Annotated in this window: 13 protein-coding genes; 6 read left to right on the forward strand and 7 right to left on the reverse strand. The window is 34.1% G+C overall.

The features are described from left to right. The 4 genes from B0A81_RS12290 to B0A81_RS12305 form a co-directional block, all read right to left on the reverse strand. Positions 1 to 1,236 (reverse strand): NAD(P)/FAD-dependent oxidoreductase, encoded by a 1,236-nt coding sequence (locus B0A81_RS12290; RefSeq protein ID WP_089058302.1) that lies wholly within the window; start codon positions 1,234 to 1,236, stop codon positions 1 to 3. Positions 1,237 to 1,508: 272 nt separating this feature from the next. Beyond that, positions 1,509 to 2,519: a 4-hydroxyproline epimerase gene (locus tag B0A81_RS12295; RefSeq protein WP_089058303.1), complete on the reverse strand. Its 1,011-nt coding sequence runs from the start codon at positions 2,517 to 2,519 to the stop codon at positions 1,509 to 1,511. A 4-nt stretch (positions 2,520 to 2,523) separates the two neighbouring features. Next, entirely contained in the window at positions 2,524 to 4,107 is a 1,584-nt protein-coding gene (locus tag B0A81_RS12300) for an aldehyde dehydrogenase (NADP(+)) (RefSeq protein WP_089058304.1), read from the reverse strand. Positions 4,108 to 4,264: 157 nt separating this feature from the next. Beyond that, positions 4,265 to 5,185 (reverse strand): dihydrodipicolinate synthase family protein, encoded by a 921-nt coding sequence (locus B0A81_RS12305; RefSeq protein WP_089058305.1) that lies wholly within the window; start codon positions 5,183 to 5,185, stop codon positions 4,265 to 4,267. A 164-nt stretch (positions 5,186 to 5,349) separates the two neighbouring features. Between B0A81_RS12305 and B0A81_RS12310 the strand changes: the two genes are divergently transcribed. Next, a complete protein-coding gene (locus B0A81_RS12310) occupies positions 5,350 to 6,216 on the forward strand; it encodes an AraC family transcriptional regulator (RefSeq protein ID WP_089058306.1) in 867 nt (288 codons plus the stop codon). A 270-nt stretch (positions 6,217 to 6,486) separates the two neighbouring features. Here B0A81_RS12310 and B0A81_RS12315 read toward each other — a convergent pair whose 3' ends face one another. From B0A81_RS12315 to B0A81_RS12325, 3 genes are all read right to left on the reverse strand, one after another. Further along, positions 6,487 to 7,632 (reverse strand): agmatine deiminase family protein, encoded by a 1,146-nt coding sequence (locus tag B0A81_RS12315; RefSeq protein WP_244281403.1) that lies wholly within the window; start codon positions 7,630 to 7,632, stop codon positions 6,487 to 6,489. Between the two features lie 140 nt (positions 7,633 to 7,772). Continuing rightward, positions 7,773 to 8,501 carry a LytR/AlgR family response regulator transcription factor gene (locus B0A81_RS12320; protein WP_089058307.1) on the reverse strand — a complete coding sequence of 243 codons (729 nt, stop codon included), beginning with the start codon at positions 8,499 to 8,501 and terminating at the stop codon, positions 7,773 to 7,775. After that, entirely contained in the window at positions 8,479 to 9,468 is a 990-nt protein-coding gene (locus tag B0A81_RS12325) for a sensor histidine kinase (RefSeq protein WP_158234888.1), read from the reverse strand. Before B0A81_RS12325 ends, B0A81_RS12320 begins: the two co-directional genes overlap by 23 nt. Positions 9,469 to 9,823: 355 nt before the next feature. Here B0A81_RS12325 and B0A81_RS12330 point away from each other — a divergent pair, with 355 nt between their 5' ends. From B0A81_RS12330 to B0A81_RS21750, 5 genes are all read left to right on the forward strand, one after another. Continuing rightward, positions 9,824 to 10,204 carry a hypothetical protein gene (locus B0A81_RS12330; protein WP_089058309.1) on the forward strand — a complete coding sequence of 127 codons (381 nt, stop codon included), beginning with the start codon at positions 9,824 to 9,826 and terminating at the stop codon, positions 10,202 to 10,204. A gap of 558 nt (positions 10,205 to 10,762) precedes the next feature. Then, entirely contained in the window at positions 10,763 to 12,424 is a 1,662-nt protein-coding gene (locus B0A81_RS12335; RefSeq protein ID WP_089058310.1) for a T9SS type A sorting domain-containing protein, read from the forward strand. After that, positions 12,424 to 18,675 (forward strand): DUF5977 domain-containing protein, encoded by a 6,252-nt coding sequence (locus B0A81_RS12340; protein WP_089058311.1) that lies wholly within the window; start codon positions 12,424 to 12,426, stop codon positions 18,673 to 18,675. Before B0A81_RS12335 ends, B0A81_RS12340 begins: the two co-directional genes overlap by 1 nt. An 18-nt stretch (positions 18,676 to 18,693) precedes the next feature. Beyond that, a complete protein-coding gene (locus B0A81_RS12345) occupies positions 18,694 to 22,140 on the forward strand; it encodes a DUF6443 domain-containing protein (protein ID WP_089058312.1) in 3,447 nt (1,148 codons plus the stop codon). Between the two features lie 99 nt (positions 22,141 to 22,239). Then, positions 22,240 to 22,433 (forward strand): hypothetical protein (locus B0A81_RS21750; RefSeq protein WP_208861315.1); only part of this gene is annotated, 194 nt, incomplete at its 3' end.

Here is a 22,433-nt window from a genome sequence, read left to right on the forward strand (position 1 = left end):
TTATAGTTGAAACATTTCTGTATTGACAGATGTGGTTTTCTCCGAAATAATCTCAGAAACTAGCTTTCCTGTTGCTGGTGCTAAACTTAATCCCATCATCGCGTGTCCTGTTGCCAAAGTTAAGTTTTTTATTTTTTTGTCTCGTGTAATTATTGGCATTCCAGACGGCGTACAAGGTCTAAAACCAAACCATGTTTCTTTTTCTTTTGGCATTTCGACTTTTAAATCAGGATAAAAGTCATTAATGCTGTTTACAATTCCCTGCACTCGGTTTTTATTTATTTGAGTATCATTTGTATGGGTTATTTCCATAGTTCCGCCAAAACGAATAACATTATTCATAGGCGTAACAGCGACTTTTCCTTCGCATAAAATGGCAGGAATTGAAGGTTTCTGTTTGGTATCGTGTAAAGTAAAACTATATCCTTTTCCAGGTAAAATTGAAATAGAACGATGCAGTTTTTTTGCAATTCCGGGACTCCATGATCCTGTTGCCAAAACAACCTCATCTGTTTTAAAAGGTCCTATATCAGTGATTATTTCTGTAACCGAATTGTTTTTTATAATGAAATCTTCGACTAAAGTTCTATTGTGAATTTTTACATTTAATTTGTCTAATTCTCCTTTTAAAAACTGCATGAATTTTTGAGGATAAAGATGCGCATCACTTTTATAATGCACTCCGCCAATTACATCTGTACGGGTTCCTGTTTCAAGTTTTGTAACTTCGTTTTTAGACAAAAAATCGACTTCTAATCCATAAGAAGCGGCCAGTTCTCCTTCGTGGATTATTTCTTCGGCTGTTTTTTCAGTTTTGTAAAGCATCAAAAGACCTTTTTTCTCGTAAAAAAAGGAATTGTTTTCTTTAATAAAATCCTCATATAATTCTTTACTGAACAATGATAAATTGCAAAGTGCAGGCATCGCTTTTTCGACATGCTGTTTATTGGCATGTTTGTAAAATTGAAGTCCCCATTTTGCTAAATCACTGCTCAATCTTGGTTTTACATAAAACGGACTTTGGCTGTCAAACATCCATTTTATTCCCTGCGCTATCATTCCAGGCTGAGCCAAAGGAATAATGTGAGAAGGAACAATCATTCCCGCATTGCCATACGAACAGCCGTCGGTCATGTCTGATTTGTCAAAAACAACTACTTCATAACCTTCTTTAGCGAGATAGTATGCAGAACATAGTCCTATTATTCCTCCACCAATAATACTTACTTTTTTCATTAAAACTATGAATTTAAAAAAGCATTGGTAAGCGTGTTTTCTCGCTGAAACCAATGATTTGTCTTGATATTAAATTAAATTGATCTGCTGACTGCAATTTTCTTCAACACATAGAAACATAGGCTTTTTGTATAATACAAGAATATAAAAGAAAAATGCATTTCTCTCACAAAACCTGCTTTGTATATTTAAAATAATTGAAACGCCTTTTTTTCGGGATTAAGCATCTATGTTTCTATGTGTTAAATAATTGTATTAATAGGCAGAAAAAATTAGATTACTTGAAATCCAAATGCGTAAGGATCATCGTCTTCATCAATAATTATATTGTTGTAACCATATACTTTTGCCCATCCTTGAATGCTTGGTACAATGGCTTTAATATCTCCAATAGAAGTTTCTTCTTCAACTCTTCCTATAAATTTGCTGCCAATAAAACTTTCGTGAATAAAATCTTCGCCTTTTTTTAGTTTCCCTTTTGCGTGAAGTTGTGCCAGTCTAGCTGAAGTTCCTGTTCCGCAAGGCGAACGATCAATTGCTTTGTCGCCGTAAAAAACCGCATTTCGTCCAGACGATGATGAGTCTAATGGATCTCCCGTCCAAAGCATATGGCTGACATCTCTAATAGTGCTGTTTTCTGGGTGAATGAACTTATCAGGATATTTGGCATTGATGCGTTTACGAACTTCCTGACTGTACTGTACAATTTTTGCTGCCGTAAAATCTTGTATTCCCGAAAAATTAGTCTGCGGATCTACAATAGCATAATAATTTCCGCCATAAGCAACATCAAACGTTATTTCGCCAAGTTCAGGACAATCAATAGTAAGTCCTTCGGCAGCGAGATATGATTTTACATTGGTTAAACGTACCCAATCTACTTTTTTTCCTGTTTGCTGATATTCAATTTGAACCAAACCGGCAGGCGCTTCCATTTTTATTTTACCGGGGATTTTTGGAGTAACCAATCCTTCTTCAACGGCAATAGTTATTGTGCCAATAGTTCCGTGACCGCACATAGGTAAACAACCGGAAGTTTCGATAAACAAAATACCAAAATCGTTCTCAGGATCACTTGGCGGATAGAGTATACTGCCGCTCATCATATCATGACCTCGGGGTTCAAACATCAGTCCTTTGCGAATCCAGTCATACTCTTTTAAAAAGTGCTGGCGTTTTTCGCTCATATTGTCACCAATTAAATTTGGACCGCCGCCGGCAACCACTCTCACTGGATTACCGCAGGTGTGTGCATCGACACAAAAAAAAGTTTTTCTTGGCATAAAATTAAATAGGTTTGTTTGTTATTACATCATTAACAGTTCTATTGATATTTAATGGGTTTTTATTCTGAAGTGCTTCCGGAAGTAATTCGTCCGGCCAATTTTGATAGCTAAAAGGACGAACCCATCGTTTTACGGCATGAATTCCCACAGCGGTAAATCTTGAGTCTGACGACGCAGGATAAGGACCTCCATGCAGCATCGAAGCACAGACTTCAACACCAGTTGGAACTCCGTTAAAAATTAACCTTCCAACTCTGTTTTGTAAAGCACTTACAACAGTGTCATAATTTGAAATTTCGGCAGATTCGGCAAGTATAGTTCCAGTCAGCTGTCCGTCTAATTTATTAATAATTGCAGTAAGTTCCTCTAGATTTTCGCATTGAACAATAATCGAAAACGGACCAAAAACTTCATGGCTTAATACGTTATTTTCTAAGAATGTTTTACCATCTACACTAAGTATAGTCTGTTGTGCATAATTAGGTGCCGTTTCTTCCTTGTATTCGGCAACAGTTGTAACTCCGTTTTGCGATCTGATTTTTTCTCTGCCGTTATTAAAGTCAGCTTTAATTGATGGATGCAGCATACAAGAAGGTGCTATTTTCTCAATTTCTTCTGATAATTCTTTTGAAAATTGATCTAATTCTTTTCCTTTTATTCCTAAAAGCAACCCTGGATTGGTACAAAATTGTCCCGTTCCCAGTGTGATTGAACCAGCATAAACAGCGGCCCATTTTTTACTGTTTTTTTCTAATGCTTCAGGTAAAATTACAACAGGATTAATGCTTCCCATTTCGGCAAAAACAGGTATTGGTTCCGGGCGTTGTGAAGCCAGATCAAATAAAGCGCGTCCTCCATTTATACTTCCTGTAAATCCAACAGCTTTTACAAGCGGATGTTTTACTAAACTTGTACCAAGTGTTGTACCGCTGCCAATTAAATTAGAAAAAACACCTTCGGGCATTTGGTGTTTTTTTGCCGCTTTGATTACTGCCGATGCAACCATTTCACCTGTTGCAATGTGCATAGAATGGCTTTTTACAATTACAGGACATCCTGCTGCTAAAGCTGATGCTGTATCGCCTCCTGCAGTAGAAAATGCAAATGGGAAATTACTAGATCCAAAAACGACAACAGGACCTAACGGAACCAGCATTTTGCGTAAATCTTCTTTTGGAAGCGGTGCTCGATCCGGAATTGCAGTATCGATAGTAGCTTCGAGCCAGCTTCCTTCTAAAAGCATATTAGCAAAAGAACGCAATTGAAAAATAGTACGGCCTCTTTCTGATTCTGCTCTGCCTTTTAAAAAACCTGATTCGGTGCAGTATATTTCTAATAAAGCGTCACCCAATTCCAGAATTTCGTCTGCAATTGAATTTAAAAAAGCCGCTTTTTTTGCCGCTGGATAATTTTTATAAATTTTAAAAGCATCATCAGCCAAAGCAGCTGCTTGTTCAATTTCTTCAGGAGATGCTTCTGTAAATGTCCAGGGATTTTCTATATTCCACTGCGGGTTTATGGTTTTATATGTTTTGGTTCCGCCTGCCAAAAGCTGGCTTCCCACATAATTTTTTCCTGTAATCATTTTTTTATATGTTAAGATTAAAGTTAAATCCGGATTTGTTAAAAATTACAGTGTTTTGTGTGCTGGTTATTGATATAATAACCAGCTCAAAAACAAACAAACTAAATCAACCAAATTAAACTTTTGAAAAAAAGTTAGTTTTCTTTTTAAGGCAAGTTTACAACACTATAGACTTGTAATCTGGAAGTGTAGGTCTTGTGCGAAGGCTTTCATTAATAATAGCCAATACTCTTTCTCTTTCAGCTCCATGAAGCGGTAATCTTGGTGCACGAACATACTCTGTTCCTAAACCTGTGGCAACTTCAGCCAGTTTTATATTTTGTACTAAAAGCGGATTAATATCTAATTCCAAAAGAGGTAAAAACCATCTGTAAATAGCCAAAGCTTCTTCGGCTCTTCCAGCTTTTGCCAGTTTGAAAATCGCTACCGTTTCTGCCGGAAAAGCATCTACTAAACCAGAAACCCATCCATCAGATCCCATAAAAATACTTTCTAATGCCAGTGTGTCAACACCAGATAAGATTTTTAATCTTCCGTTAAAACGGTTTATAATTCTCGTTACATTCGAGATATCTCTTGTAGATTCTTTTACGGCTTGAATGTTATCGAATTTTAAAATTTCTTCAAACATATCTAATGTTACTTCTATTTTATAATCTATAGGATTGTTATAAATCATGATAGGAAGTGAAGTGCTTTTTGCAATTTCAGAGAAATAAGTAACTGTTTCGTGACTTGCGGCATTGTAACGCATAGGAGGAAGTAACATTAATCCTTTTGCTCCATTTTTTTCTGCTTCATTAGCAGCAAGAATTGCGGCCCGAGTTGTTTGCTCGGCTATATTCATAATTACCGGAACTTGTCCGTTAACGATATTGATTGTCTCTTGAATTAATTCTTTCTTTTCATCTTGTAATAATGTGCTTGCCTCGCCAAGTGTACCTCCTAAAATTATTCCAGAAACACCAGCTTCGAGTTGAGCTTTAACATTTACTTCAAACATATTGAAGTCTAATTTGTCATCGGCAGTAAATTTTGTGGTTACTGCTGGCATAACGCCTTTCCATTGAATACTCATAATTACGATTTTAATTTTTTCAAAAATATTTATAAGTAGTAAATATGTGCTTAGGGAAGTTATCACAAAAAGATACTATATTATCCGGTTTAGTATTAATTTTTAAAATTATTACTTAATATGCGTGCATTTTTTTATATTTATCACATGTAATTAAATTGATTATGAAAGTATTTCCATTTAAAATTCCAAAAACTAAAGAAGATTCGCTAATTTATCAGGAGGATGTTGAGTTTGTTTTCTATGATAAATTACACCAGCACGAAGAAATACAAATCAGCTATATTGAGAATGGTGAGGGAACCATTTTTGTAGGTGACACTATTTCACCTTATCAAAAAGGTGATGTCGTAGTTATAGGCAGTAATCTGCCTCACGTATTTAGAAGTGATGCCAACACCGAAGAATTATCTGTGATGTTAACCTTGTTTTTTACTGCAAATTCTTTTGGGAAAGACTTCTTTTCATTACCTGCTTTAAAAGAAATTCAGCCGTTTTGGGAAAGCTGTAAAAATGGCTTTGTGGTTAATAATCCGTCTAATAAGGTTATTAAATCTTTTAAAAAGATCAAATCGGTTAATGAATTTGATCGGTTTATGCTTTTTTTAGAAATAACAAAAAAGCTTTCACAGGATAAAAAAACACCGCTTTCAAGTTATATATATGATAAAAAAATAACGGATAATGAAGGGAAAAGAATGCAGACGGTTTTTGAATATGTTATGACTAATTTTCAAAAGAATATTACGCTCGACGAAATTGCTGCTTTATCGAATATGACCAAAAATGCTTTTTGTAAATATTTTAAAGTGCGAACGAATAAAACTTTTTTTCAGTTTTTGATCGAAATCAGAATTGAGAGGGCAGGGAAGCTGCTTTCGAAATCGCAAGAACTTTCGGTTTTGGAAGTTTCAGAATTGTGCGGTTTTAATAATATTTCGAACTTCAATAGAAAGTTTAAAGAGATTAAAGGAATGTCTCCTTTAGTTTATAGAAAATCCCAAAGATTGAAATGGAAACAAAAGGCATAAACGTTGGCTGTAATTTTCAAAAAAAATGTTTAAACACATAGAAACATAGGTTTTATAGCTGGAAAAGAATACATAAAGAAATACATTTCTTTTGCATAGACCATGCTTTGCGCATTTAAAACAAGTGAAACGCCTTTTTTTAGAACTCAGCGACTATGTTTCTATGTGTTAAAACAATTACACATAATGAGTTAATAAAACAATTGAGTGCAAATAAAAAAGCTCCTTAAACATTCTTGTCTAAGGAGCTTTTGAGTTTTATGTCTTTTATTATTGAGGCTGCTGCTGTGTTACACAATGAACCATTCCTCCGTTTTTGTATAAATTTCGCACATCGATACCTACAACAGTTCTTCCAGGAAATAAGCCGGCAATAATGTTATTGGCAACAGCATCGTTAGGATCGTTATAGTTTGGAACCAATACTTTTCCGTTGGCAACATAAAAGTTTATGTAACAGCCTTTGTAGCCTAGATTGGTACCATTTGTAGTCACAACATCATTTTTTGACAATGGCAGAAATACTTTAGTATAAGCTTGATTATTTTTGTTAGAAGCGCTGTACAATACGTCAATATCGTTTTGTGTTAATCCCCAGTTCAATAAATCATCATTATTCATGGTAACCATTTTATTACCTGGAACAAATTTAGCAATACCGTCAATATGCATATCTGTTACATCCTCCTTACTAAATCCTCCTTCTAACCAAATAAATTTTGTAGCGCCGTAGTATTTAGTAAAATTAGCTTCGGCTTGAGCCTGCGTCATACCTTCATTTCGAGTTGATCTGTTTTTTTGGCTTAGTACAGAACTTTTTGTAGCCATCATTACACCATTACCGTCTAATTCTACAGATCCGCCTTCGTTTACCATTGGTACATTTACCGCTTTTATACCAATTTCACCAGCGATAAATGATGGAACTGCATCACATTTTTTATAACCAAATTTTCCTCCCCAGCCATTAAAACCCCAATCTTGAAGCACTAATTGACCAGATTGATCTTTTGCAAAAATAGGACCGTTGTCTCTCACCCAAACATCATTTGTTTGATGTATTTTAAAATTTACGTTAGTTAATGGCACACCTGCATTTGTCAGCAGATTTTCAATTCTTGTTTGTTCTGCAGCATCATAAGCTATAATGTGAACCTTTTCTGTTGATTGAAGAGCTTTTGCCATCGCCACCCATGTTGCGTCTAAACTGTTGCGATATGTAATGCCATATTCATATTGATGCGGCCATTGCAGCCAAGTGCCTTCGTGCAGTGCAGATTCTTCGGGCATTGTATAAAGAACATTAGTAATAGGTAAAGTTGGATCAGGATTTTGTGTTGATCCTTCGATTTCATTGCTGTCGCAAGCTGAAATTAAAATTGCAAAAGTCATTGATAAAATTGCTTTGTTGTACATTTTGATGTTTTAAATTATTGAATAAATGCGTTCAGGGTTCTAAAAATTACTCGACAAAGAGAATAATTTTTAAAACCCTGATAATTTTTTTTCTCCCAAATGAACTATTTTGGGTACAGAAAGTTTGTTTAACGCTTAATTTACCCAATTTTCTTACCTAATTTGGTAAGAAATTCTTGTTTGTTTAATTTGCTGATAGGTATTTTATGAGTACCAATAATGACTAAATTTCCATCAATCAATTCAACTTTACTTAGATTGACAATAAAAGAGCGGTGACAGCGATAAAAAAGCTGTTTTGAGAGTTCTTCTTCCATCGCCGTAAGAGCAATTAAAGTAGTATATGTTTTTTTCTCGGTTACGATTTTTACATATTTATGAAGACCTTCAATAAACAATATATCGCTCAAAAGAATTTTGATGTGCTGATGATTGGATTTTATGACTATTGATTGATCTATAACGGAAGCTTCAGATGTCTCCTTACTTTCGTTTTCTAATTTTAATAATTCCAGTGCTTTGGTTACAGCCTTATAGAAACGTTCAAAAGTTATTGGTTTTAGTAAATAATCTATAATGTTTAATTCATAACCATCTAAAGCAAATTCAGAGTAAGCCGTTGTAAAAATTACTTTTGGCGGATTTTGAAGTGATTTTAAGAAATCGATTCCAGACAAATGCTGCATTTGAATGTCTAGAAACAGTAAATCGACTTTATTTGTTTTTAAATAATGATCGGCTTCAAGTGCCGAAGCACATTCGTATACAATTTCGAGCTCAGGAATATGCATTAAATGAGTGCGTATTAAAGTACGAGCTAAAGTTTCATCATCGACGATGGCACATTTATATATTGTCTTTGTTTCCATAAAAACTTAAACTTACTTTATAGATTGAATCAGTGTCTTCGGTACTTAACTGGTAATTGTCTCCAAACAGATTTTTAAGCTGCGATTCTAGATTTTTCAATCCAATACCTTGATTTTTTAATTTAGGCTGAAATGAATTAACAACAGCAAACTCAATTTTATTGTTGGCAGCAGTAAGAATTATATCGACAAAACCATTTTTATTTTCAATAATATCGCCATGCTTAAAAGTATTTTCTATTAATGTGAGAAATAACAGGGGAGGAACCTGTAGAACAGAGTTGTCATTAGAAATAGTAAAGCTGATATTTTTCATTCCTGCAATTTCTCGGTATTCCTGAATTTGAAGGTATTTGTGAATTATTTCAATTTCTGACAGTAGAGATACGCTTTTCTTGTCACCTTCATACAGAAAATAACGAAGTATATCAGCCAAGCAAGCAAGCATTTTGGGAGCATTGTCGCTTTTTATCAACGTTAGTGCATAAATATTATTAAGTGCATTAAAAAGAAAATGTGGACTGATTTGTGATTTTAGCAGCATCATTTCGGTTTGCAGTTTTTCATTTTCTGCCTGCAGGCGAAGTTGCTTTTCTGTGAAATATTTATTGAAAAACCAAACAATATAAGAGATGAAAAGATAAAGCGAATGATTTAGAAGGAATGAAATAAATGATTTTAGTAAATCATCATCATACAAAACAACATTCAATCCAGTGCTGTAATAGATTAAAAAACTAATGCTTAACAGCAGAATTAAAGCTGAAGCATAAGCTGTTTTTCCTTTTTTGTTTAAAACAAAAGGCAACAGAACGAATAGGTTAATGTAAAATTCAGAGCAAAAAGCAGCGACTTCAAATGAAGTATAAAGAATACTCTCTTTTAGATTGTAAAACGAAGCTATGTAATCAAATACATATAAAGAGATAAACAACCAAAAAAGCAGATGGTAGTAAATTTTATTCATTTGACTCTTAATTTTATGCAAAGTAATTAATTTAAGAAGAAACATTTGAAAAAAGAAGATAATTTAAAGGCGGGATAATAATTTTTTTAAGATTTTTTAGTTTTTAATAATTTCCCGTTTTAATGAAGATTTTTTGACGAAAGCTAAGGTGTATTTTCGTAGTACTAATTTGTTTTAGCAGCGGTTTTTGTACGATAAATTGTTAGGATGTTGTTTTGTTTAAATTTGGTATTTTTGTATTTTTTGTTTAGTGTTTTAGGTGTTTTATTGTGATTTTTTATTTAAAAATAATGATTTGTTATTTTATGTGCAAAATTTTATATATTTGAAATACTTAATTTTAAAAAAATAACAAATGAAAAAAGCAGTTTTAATTATGGCATTATTTGTTTTTGGAATCTCTTTTGGTAAAACATCTAACTATGCGCCTTTACCAAAAGTGTCGTTAGAGTTTTTATTAAAGGATAGTAAATATGGTCCAACTTATCCTCGAGCTTTATATGATAAAGGAGGAAGTGACAGCTGTGGAGGCGGTATAAATCTGGGAAGAACTTTATATGCAGATACTCCTTTAATAATAGAAGGAACGCAACTGTATACCGATTCTACAGGAAACAGCTCTTCAAAATGGACAGGGGCTACATCAACTTATTATAGATTAGTTGCAGGAACATCATCAGTAACAGTTTCGATTAATTCGTCAGGACTTGTAACTGCTGTTACTTGTGGAAATTAAAATAAGAATACTATTTCAGGATATTTCCTTTTTAGAATAAAAAGAAATATAACTAACTGAAAATAAAATATATCAAAAAAGGAATTGAATAAAATAGAGGCGGCCGAAAGGCCGCCTCTATTTATTTTTAGGAGTTCGAGAAGTGATCTGTTTTTGCATGAATCTTAGTTCTTCTTGAAAAAAAATATTCGCACAATCTGGAAGTTTGAACAAGCAAGGAAATTTACCTAAAAACAGTATCAAATGATCAATTAAAATTCGTACTCAACTTTTATATAAAAAATGTATAAGAAAGAGATTTATTATAGGTTTTGATTTGCTAAGAGCTGTTTTTTTTTTTTTTTTTGATTTTAAGATAAATTGATTTCTATGGTAACACGGAATTATTAAATCTTATCATAAAATTTTAAAAAAAAATTTTCATCGAACCTCCTTTATTTGTTGATGAGTTTAAAAAATTAAGATTAAAATACGGGAAGCCGTAAAGAATTAACATTTCATTTAACTATATTTGTAGCTTTAATATTACTTTTTATTTAAGTTTACTCCAAATTGAAGATGAAAAAATTATACTTACTACTATTTACTTTTTTGCCGTTTTTAATTTATTCTCAAGATATTCTTTGGGAAAAGTCTTACGGCGGTATACATGCGGATTACCTTTTTGATGCGCAACCCACAGCCGATTATGGATTTATTCTGGCGGGAAGTTCTCTATCTAGTAAAACTGGAAATAAAACCGAGAATAATCATGGAGATTTAGATTATTGGATTTGGAAAATGAATGAAAAAGGAGAGCTGGATTGGCAGAAGAGTATAGGTGGGAATGGTTTCGATATGCTTCAAAGTATAAAAGGCACTAGAGATGGTGGTTTTATACTGGGCGGAACTTCAAGCTCAGGAAATAGTTTTGAGAAAAAAGAAGACTGCAAAGGACTTACAGATTTTTGGGTTATAAAACTTGATGCATCAGGTAATGAACAATGGCAGCGTACTATTGGTGGTGATGGTCAGGACGAATTATCATGTGCTTTTCAAACCAAAGATGGAGGTTACATATTAGGAGGCTCTTCCAGCTCGAGTTCATCTTCTATTACTAATGTGAAAGCGGAAGGGAAAATGGCCGAATCTTCAACGATAGATTTATATGGCAAATCAGAAAAAAGTCGTGGCAACATGGATTACTGGGTTGTAAAATTAGATAAACAGGGAGTAATTGAATGGCAGAAAACCTATGGAGGCCGTTATGCTGACTTGTTAAGAAGTATGGAACAAACAACAGATAACGGATATATTTTAGCAGGATATTCAAATTCGCCGTTGTCTGGAGATAAAACAGAGAGTAACAAAGGAGTAGGTGATTATTGGATTGTTAAAATTGATGACATAGGTACTATTCAATGGCAGAAAACTTATGGAGCAGATGGAGACGATCAGCCATATGTCATTCATCAAACAATTGAAGGGGGCTATATTGTGGGAGGTAATTCAAATAGTAAAAATCCTTTAACATCTCTTGGCGGAATTGTTGCTAATGGAACTGATTTTTGGGTTTTAAAGTTGGATGCAGAAGGCGGTGTTATTTGGAGTAAAACTTATGATTTTGGAAAAGTAGATATTTTAACCTCTTTAGTTGAGAATAAAGATCATACGTATTTGATAGGAGGTTACGCAAAAGCTGAGAGTAGACAGTCAACTGTAGGTCAAGTGGCAAAAATGGCTGGTGTTGGTAAAGATAAAGAAGGAATTAATGATTATATAGCATTGAAGATTGATGAGAATGGAGAAGAATTTTGGAATAAAACGGTTGGAAGCAGCGGAGAAGATATACTAAGAAAACTAATTGAAACCAGAGACGGAGGCTATTTAATGGCAGGTACTTCAAATTCAAATTCATCTATGGATAAAAATTCAAATATTGGCGGTAACGATTTTTGGGTCGTAAAGCTTAAAGATAAAGCTAAAATAGAGAAGGTAAAAGCCAGTATTGAAGCTATTCCTAATCCAGTAGTTACCTATACAAATGTAATTATTGGCTACGATTTTAATGATGGCACCGCCTCTGTTGTTGACATTTTAGGAAGGGTTTTGCAAAATTTCAAGATTAGCAGCAGGACAGTTCCTGTAGACCTAAGTAATTATGCAGAAGGAATCTATATTATAAAGATTCAAACTGACGTAAAAACGGAATCTGTAAAGGTGATTAAAACAGTAAGATAATGAATGCTCCAGTAAACACTTATAAAAAATATAGAATATTTTCTAGCCGCATAATTAAAAGATTATTATTATTTATAATATTATTTAATTTACCCCTGCAAATTAAGGCTCAAACGGAGGTAAACGGCTTTCAAACACCAAATTTTGCACCAAAATCTCCAGAAGCAGCTGCCTTTTTAAAGTATGGAGAATATCCTGTTGACTTGGCAACAGGTCTTCCTAATATTTCTGTGCCATTGTATACTATTGATTTAAAGGATTTCAAGATGCCAATATCTTTAGATTATCATGCTTCAGGTATCAAAGTTACTCAGGAAGCAACATGGGTGGGTCTAGGATGGAATTTAAATGCTGGCGCACAAGTGGTTTTAAGTCCTAGAGACGATATTGATGAAAATAACCCTAATATAGATGAAATTCCAGATGATAATGCTATCATCGCTTATTTTAAACTTCATCCTTATGATCAAGGTGCCGTTAGAACTTTAGATCCGAATCTCGATAAGTCAAGAGTAAAAGACATGTATGTTTTTTCATCTCCTACAGTAAATGGAAGTTTTTATATTAGAAATTTTGTCAATAATGATGTTGTAACAATACCTCCGAATGCCTTTAAAGTTGATCTTTTGGGAGCAAACAGAGAAAATATGAAATTTAAAATAACAGATCCGCAAGGAAATGTTTATTTGCTGGGTACTACAGAAATTTCTATACAATCCATGACGCATAGCGATCGCTATACTAGTGCCTGGTATGTCGATGAAATAAAAACGCCATCAAATAATAAAATAAACTTCACTTATCAGGATGATGGAAGTTTAACGGATAGAACTTTTTCGCAAAGAGTTGAAGTGAAAAATATTGTAACTAAAGGAGAATGTCCTGATGGATCTAGTTATAGCAGTCAAATAGGAAATGTAATTGACGGCACAGGAAATACGATAACTATATTAAAAAAAATTAAAGAAATTAGTTTCAATGATGGTAATTCCAGAGTCTTGTTTACTAAGAATGTGGGAAGGCAAGATCTGGTTGACGGTGTTGAAAATGGATATTTAAGTAAAATTGAAATTCAACAATTACTAGGTGCTGGATATGTAAATGTAAAAGGTTATTCTTTTGATTATTCGTATTTTAACGGATCTGGGAGTTATTATTCAGACAAAAGATTGAAATTAGATAGAATTGCTAATTTACTAGGCAGAATAGAGCAGGAGTTTACCTATTCAAGTATTTCTGTCCCTAATAAAACCTCCAAAGGGCAAGATTATTTTGGATATAATAATGGAAAAGTTAACAATCAGGATTTAATTCCCAAACATTATATTTCTTATCCTTACCCCGCAGAAGTTGGTAAAGGAGATCGTTCTGTAAATCCTTTAGAGAATCAGGCAGGAATTTTAAGAGAAATACATTATCCTACAAAAGGTTGGACAAAATTTAACTATGAAACAAACCAGTTTTATGGAGTTGATGTTTTTTCTCAATACGTTCCTGTGATTGTAAACAGTAGTGTAGTACAAGGCACAGGAGGTTCAGTGCCAATAAAAGAAGGACCAGGAATTGATGGTCCAATCTGTCTTAATATAAAGCCAAAAGATTGTGTCAATTATGTATCAATCCCTTTTACTGCTAAGGAAGCCAAAGGGCAATTGAAATTCTCAATGGACAATACTCATTCATCTGATCCTACAATTTCTAAGTATTACCATGCTATGGTTAGAGTTTTTTCTGGAGGAATTGAAGTTTTTAATTCTGGCCATTGGAGTATTACCAAAGAGTTTAATGAGCCTTTGAATCTTAAAGAATCAGGTACAATAGAGGTAGAAGTGTATGGAGAGTTTATGTCTGTTAAAGGTTTACAGCTTAAGTATGTTAACAACGATCCTATGCCTAAAAATAATTTAGGTGCAGGACTTAGAATTGCAAGTATAGAAAATTATGATAATGACAATGCATTAGCTTTAAAGAAAGAATATGATTATTCAGATATAGATGCTGTGGGACAGACGAGTGGTCAGTTGATTAATAAGATGAGTACAACTTTTCAATCCAACACTTTTACAAATTATAATTTTATTCAATGTGGTGGAACAGGGGGGTCTGGTGGAATAGGATGTACAGGGGGAATTAATTCTACTGCTGTTTATAGTATTAGTTCAAATTCTAGATTTGGGATAGAAGGGAATTCGGTTGCTTACAAATACGTAAAAGAAAAACAGTTTGATACTAAAAATCAAACTAATAATGGTTTTACACAGTATGAGTTTAGCATTTGGCAAGATGAAATACCTTTTGGTAATCCAACAGTACAAATTCCCACCACATGGAAAAGAGGTAAAGTTTTAAATAAAAAAATATATAGAACAATTGGAGCTGCCAGATATATATTGGAAGAAGAGAAAAATATTTATTTTGAAGATGCTTCAAATACCTCTTTTTACAAAGGGTTTAAAATGTTTCGTATGGCGACTACTAATAGTCAGGAAAATCCTTCTAACCCTCTGATTCCCAATTGTCCTTATAATGCGAACGGGGGTGTAGAAGTACTTCGAACGATTGAGCCCATAACATACAATCTTCCAATTCTTTGGTTTTACCAAAAAACATCTGAGAAAACTAATTATTTTTACAATTCCTCAAATGATTTAACAGGTAAAATAGTCAGTAGTACTACTTTTAATTATGGTAATCCATCTCATTTGCAATTAACGTCGCAAATAACAACTAACTCAATTGGAGAAACACTCGAAACAAAATATTTTTATGCGCTGGATTCAAAGATGGTTTCAAAACCATTTATTCCAGAATTGAAATCTGCATATATGATTGGGATTGTTTTAGATAAACAAAATTTTAAAGGAGGAACTAAAATATCTGAGCAACTTACTAATTATGATAAAAGTGTAGAAACTAATAATCTATTGTTGCCAAGATTTGTTTATATAAATAAAGGACAAGCAGAGATAGATTTAAACTCTGATAGAAAAATTACCTATGATCTTTATGATGAAAAAGGAAATATTTTGCAATATACTCCAGAAAACGGAATGCCGGTTTCAATAATTTGGGGTTACAATAAGACACAGCCAATTGCAAAGATTGAAAATGCTGCATATTCGACTATTCCTTCTCAAACGATATCAACTCTTCAAACACTTTCAAATGCTGATAATGATAACTGTATGTCAGAAAATTGTACAGAACAATTGTTAAGAAATGCTCTAAATGAATTTCGAATAGCACTACCAAATGTTTTTATTTCAACTTATACTTATAATCCATTAGTTGGTGTAACAAGTATTACAGATGTGAAAGGGATGACTTCTTATTATGAATATGATTCTTTTGACAGGCTAAAATTTTTAAAGGATAAAGACTTAAATGTAATTCAGAAATACTGCTATAATTATAAAGGGGAGCAGACGGATTGCAGTGATAATACTTCAACGAGTGTCTTGATGTATAAGAGTATTGCCAGAAGTGGTTCGTTTACAAGAACAAATTGTGGAGCAGGCGGAACCGCTTCTAGTGTAGTGTATAATCAGCCAGTTGGTGCTGTCATTTCAACGATTTCTCAAGCTGATGCTGACTCTCGTGGACTTGCAAAGTTTAATATTGATGGTTTAACGAATGCAAATGCAAATGGAGAATGTACATTCATTAGCATTGCTAAAAGCGGTTCGTTTATGAAAAATAATTGCCCAGTTGGAGGTATTGGTTCGATGGTTGTCTACTCAGTACCTGCAGGCAGGCATTCATCGACAATTTCACAAGCTGCTGCCGATGCAATAGCTCAAGATGATGTTAACCATAACGGGCAGGATTATGCTAATACAAATGGAGAATGTACGTTCAGTAATATTGCCAAAAGCGGGACATTTACAAGAAATAATTGTGCTGTTGGAGGAATTGGTTCGAATGTGGTCTACATTGTTCCTGCTGGTAGGCATTCATCAACAAGTTCACAAGCAGCTGCAGATGCATTAGCTCAAGATGATGTCAGCAATAACGGTCAGGCTTATGCCAACACAAATGGTTCGTGCATATTTGTTAATATTGCTAAAAGCGGGACATTTACAAGAAATAATTGTGCTGTTGGAGGAATTGGTTCAAATGTAGTTTACACAGTTCCTGCTGGTAAGTATGAATCAACAAGTTCACAATCTGCTGCAGATGTGTTAGCTCAAGATGATGTTAATAATAACGGGCAGGCTTATGCCAATACAAACGGTTCGTGTACGTTTAGTAATATTGCTAAAAGCGGTTCATTTACAAGAAATAATTGTGTTTTCGGAGGAATAGGCTCAATGGTGATCTACACAGTTCCTGTTGGTAAGTATGAATCAACAAGTTCACAAGCTGCTGCAGATGCATTAGCTCAGGATGATATAAATAATAATGGACAGGCTTACGCCAACACTAATGAGACATGTACATTCTTCAACATTGCCAAAAGCGGGACATTTACAAAGAACAATTGCCCTGTAAATGGAGTGGGTGCTGTAATGGTTTATTCAATTCCCGCAGGCAAATATAGTTCTACAATTTCGCAAGCTGCTGCCGATGCAATAGCTCAAGAGGATATTAATAATAATGGACAAACAAATGCTAATACTTTTGGAACTTGTACTTTTAGTAATACTATAAAAAGTGCATCTTTCACAAGAAACAATTGTAGTGCAGGAGGATTTGGATCAGTGGTTGTTTATACAGTTCCTGCAGGCAAACATAATTCAACAAGTTCGCAGGCTGTTGCAGATGAATTGGCGCAGGATGATATTAATAACAATGGTCAGTATTACGCTAATACAAATGGTAATTGTACGTTTTACAATGGAGCTGTGAGTAAAGCATTTTATAGAAATAATTGCCCAGCTAATACCAGTTCTGGAGTATATACTTATTCGGTTCCATATGGGATATATATCAGTAATATTTCTCAAGAGCATGCAGATCAATTAGCACAAAATGCTATTAATACATATGGACAAAATGCGGCAAACTTAGAAGCAGAATGCATATTTTATAGTGCGGCGCAAAATGGTTCATTTAATAAAAATGGATGTGGCTATGGTGGAGTAGGCTCAAGTGTAATTTATAGTCAGAATCGAGGAGTTTCCACTTCAACGATTTCACAAGCTGACGCCGATGCATTAGGGTTTGCTAAATTTAATATTGATGGTCAGTCATATGCGGATGCAAATGGATATTGTACTTATTTCAGCGTTGCCCAAAGTGGTTCATTTATCAAGAATGACTGCGGACCAGGCGGAATAGGTTCGAATATTACTTTTAGTCAAGCAGCAGGAGCGCAAACTTCGAATATTTCCCAAGCTGATGCTGATTCAAAAGGACTTACTTTGTTTAATATAAACGGGCAAGCAAATGCAAATACAAATGGAGGATGCACTTATAGTAATGCAGCTATTAGTAAAACATTTACAAGGGATGATTGTCCAGTTTATAGTACTCCTGGAACTTATATTTATACCGTTCCTGCTGGTAAATATACTGGAGGAACACAGAGTAAAGTAGATGGGATGGCTCGAAATGAGATCGATGCAAATGGACAATATTATGCTAATATGATAGCGGACTGTTATTTTTACAATTCATCTAAATCAGGAGTATTTGCTAAAAATAATTGTGGGGGTGATTTGTCTGGAAGTTATGTTACTTATACAGTTCCAAGTAGAAAATATGTTTCAAACTCTCAGGAAAGTGCTGATAATTTAGCGCAGACAGACGTAGATAATAACGGACAGGCTTATGCTAACGCAAATGGTATTTGTGTTTATAATAGTATTGCCAGAAGCGGGTTGTTTACAAGGAATAATTGTGGACAAAATCAAGCTGGATCAACTGTATCATATAGTCAGGGAACGGGAGCTGTTACTTCGTCAGTTTCTCAGGCAGAAGCAGATAGTTTAGGTCTTTCGAAATTTAACACTGATGGGCAAGTTTATGCTAATAACTATGGGACATGTACTATTAGAGAAGTCGAATTTCGATTTGAGCGCTTTTTTGATCCTTCTACTAAAGTACTTAATATTGATGCTTGGGCTACAGGTACAAATCATAATGGAGCAACATTAAAATTTACGGTCAATTTTTTACGAATATCTGGGGTAGCAGCAAGTCAGGAAGTAGTAGTAGAATTTGCAGCTGGTCAAGGTAGTAAGCTTACCACGCTTACATTAAACGCCAAGAGTATTGTAAGTATTACTTTATTGGTGATTAAAAAATAGATATTAAAGGCTAATAATATGAAAAAATATATACCAATTATAGTTTTGTTACTCTTTACAGGTTTTAGCTTATCAGCTCAGACTTTTAGCGATGATAATTTTATTTATACAATAGCTCCGAAAAAGGCTGTTCAATCAGGTAATTTAAGCACCTTGACAAAAGATCAGATGAGTCAAAATGTGAGTTATTTTGACGGACTGGGACGTCCCGTGCAAACAACGGCTATAGGACAAGGAGCAAATGGAGAAGATTTGATTACTCCAGTTGAATATGATGGTTTTGGAAGACAGATAAAGGAATATCTGCCTTATGCCTCGACAAACGGGGGAAATAGTTATCCTCGTATTGAATTACTTACTGCCGTAAACACTTCGATATCGTTTTATACAAACTATAAAAATACCTCAAATCCATTTTCAGAGAAGCAGTTAGAAGCTTCTCCTTTAAATAGAGTATTAAAACAGGCTGCGCCGGGAACTTCGTGGGAGATGGGCCGCGGTCACGAAATTAAACTGAAATACCAAACTAATCAAGATAAAGAGGTAAAATTGTTTAAAGCAAATACATCTTGGGATGCCGGTTTAGGGTTATATGAAATCAGTTTTTCAGATGCGGGCACTTATAGTGAAAATGAATTGTATAAAAACGTGACTTTTGATGAAAATTCAGGAAATAACCCATCAGAAACTGGTGGATCTACAGTAGAATTTAAAAATAAAGAGGGACAAGTAGTCCTAAAAAGAACCTATGATGTGGGGGATAAACACGATACCTATTATGTGTATGACGTTTATGGAAACCTAACATATGTAATTCCTCCAAAAGCTGAAGGTGTAATTAGTAATCAGATGTTAGATGATTTATGCTATCAATATAAATACGATAATAAAAATCGTTTAGTCGAGAAAAAGCTGCCAGGAAAACAATGGGAGTTTATTGTTTACGACAAATTAGACAGGCCGGCAGCGACAGGTCCCGCATTTTCGCCCTTTAAAGACGATACTTCTATAGGATGGATGATTACTAAATATGATGCTTTCGGCCGTCCAGTTTATACCGGATGGAACAATCAAACCTGCACTTCTGCTGCAAGAAAAGCACTTCAGGATGCTCAGAATGCAGCAACAGCATCATCTGAAACCAAACAAACATCAGGAAGTATTGATGATATTCAAGTGTATTACAGTAATAATACTGCGATCAAAAATTTTAAGCTTTTAACGGTTAATTATTATGACAATTACAATTATCCAAACGCGCCGGCAGTTCCAAGTCAAATTGAAGACCAGCTTGTTTTAAGTAATGTAAAAAGTTTAGCCACCGGCAGCTGGATCAGAACATTGGAAACGGCTTCATCTTTAGCAGGAGAAACCACGACAACATTTTATGATGACAAAGCCCGTCCGATACGAACCTATTTGCAGAACCATTTAGCAGGATATACTATAACAGACAGCAAACTAGATTTTACGGGTAAAAATCTTTATATAATTTCAAAACATAAGCGGACTTCCGGCAGTATCGAATTAACTATAAGAGAAGAATTTACCTATTCGCCTCAAGATCGTCTGCTTACACATACACATCAAGTAAATGGAGGTGCAGTACAGCTTATAGCATCAAATACTTACGATGCGATGGGGCAGCTAATTAGTAAAAATGTGGGTAACAGTACAGGAAATCCTTTTCAGAAAGTAGATTACAAATATAATGTGAGAGGCTGGCTTACTGGAATTAATGAAATAGATAATTTGCAGAACAACACAGATCCCGAAGATTTATTTGCCTTCAAGATTAATTACGATAAACCAGAGACTCAGATTACTGATGTTGATCCTTTGTATAACGGAAACATTGCCGAAACTTTTTGGCGAACTGATTCTGATGATCTCGAACGCTCTTATGGCTATCAATACGATAAATTAAACCGTTTAAAAAGTGCGATTTATCAAAAATCGAAATTAACTACCGATTGTTATAACGAGAGTATGTCTTATGATAAAAATGGTAATATCAGATTCATGAATCGAAACGGAGATTATGACCCTCAATTAGGAAGTAATATAATTGATAGGTTAGTTTACGGATATAAAGATAATACCAACCAGCTTTTAAAAGTAACAGATAATGGTAACAACAGCAGTGGTTTTAATGATTTAAACACAACGGGCGATGATTATGGTTATGATGCTAATGGTAATATGACCAGTGATAAAAATAAAGGGATTACCAATATAGCCTACAACCAGCTTAATCTGCCTAAGAAAATTACATTTGGAACAGGAAACACAATTGAGTACATTTACAATGCTGCAGGGCAGAAGTTGAGTAAAATTGTAACTAACACAGGAACAGCAACTACAACAGATTATTTAGGTGGTTTTCAGTATAAAAACAATAATTTAGAGTTTTTTCCAACGGCTGAAGGATATGTTAAAAATACAGATGGTGTATTGTCGTATGTATTCCAGTACAAAGATCATTTAGGAAACATTCGTGTTAGTTACGCTAAAAACCCGCAGACACAAGTTCTTGAAATTATCGAAGAAAATAATTATTATCCTTTTGGGTTAAAGCATAAAGGATATAATGATGTTTTAGCTACAAATAATAAGTATAAGTACAACGGGAAGGAAATGCAGGACGAGCTGGGGCTTAACATGTACGACTATGGGGCACGTAATTATGACCCTGCATTAGGAAGATGGATGAACATTGACCCGCTAGCGGAGAAGATGAGACGTTGGTCTCCATATAATTATGCCTTTGATAATCCTATTAAGTTTGTTGACCCAGATGGAATGAGTCCTTCAGATCCTTCAATAACTACTAGTAACAACTATTCTATGACCTACAACGGTAAAAATAAATATACATTGACACAGGTAAGAACAACTAATGTAGAAACTAAAAATGAAGATGGTTCAACAACAACTAACACAACTAGTACAACTACAAATATAAATTATAAAATGTCGACTGATAAAGATGGAAATGCAGTAATGAAAATAACAGGAGGTTCTACTCGAATAAAAGCAACTGAGACAAATACCACTAGCACTTCATATGCGGGACCTATGGTAGGTGGCACAGGTTCTGGTACTACCGTAAATAATATTGTAGATTATTCAAAATCGATGACTTCGGCTAATGCTTCTTCCGCCCTTAAAAGCGATAAAAATTTATCTGCAATTGCTACTGGGATTCAAGCATATCATCAAGTAAATGGAGCTAACCACAATATATTTATGGATCCAAAAAATTCAGGTATTAATCCTTTGGTTCCTGCTTCTGGTGGTATTCTTCAAGAAAGTATGAAATTATTCACGCCAGGTAGTGGAATTAAAGGAGGTGGTATAATGACCGCGGTAATGGGTTTTATACCAGCTGGTGTAGATGAATATTATGCTGGTGATAGTGAGAGAAGTATAGGACGAACTGCCATAATAGTACCAAAAAACTAATAATAAATTAAGAAAATGAATGTTTTCAAGGAAAAGCCAATAAAGATAATTTATAGTTCTTCACTATTTTTATGCCTCTATATTATTTTTATGAATATTATGAAAAAAATAGATGTGACATATTATATATTATCCAGTATAATTACAAGTTTGATTTTTATATATGCAATCTATGTTAAAGCGAATTTTGATTATGAAAAAGTGAATACAAAATTTAAGCTGTTTAAATTTAGATTTGATATAGTAAATGGTTATTTGATTAATAAATTTATAATTTACATAATCACCTGTTT

Origin of the sequence: Flavobacterium plurextorum, assembly GCF_002217395.1 — a bacterium.
In the GTDB taxonomy this organism is placed as follows: domain Bacteria; phylum Bacteroidota; class Bacteroidia; order Flavobacteriales; family Flavobacteriaceae; genus Flavobacterium; species Flavobacterium plurextorum.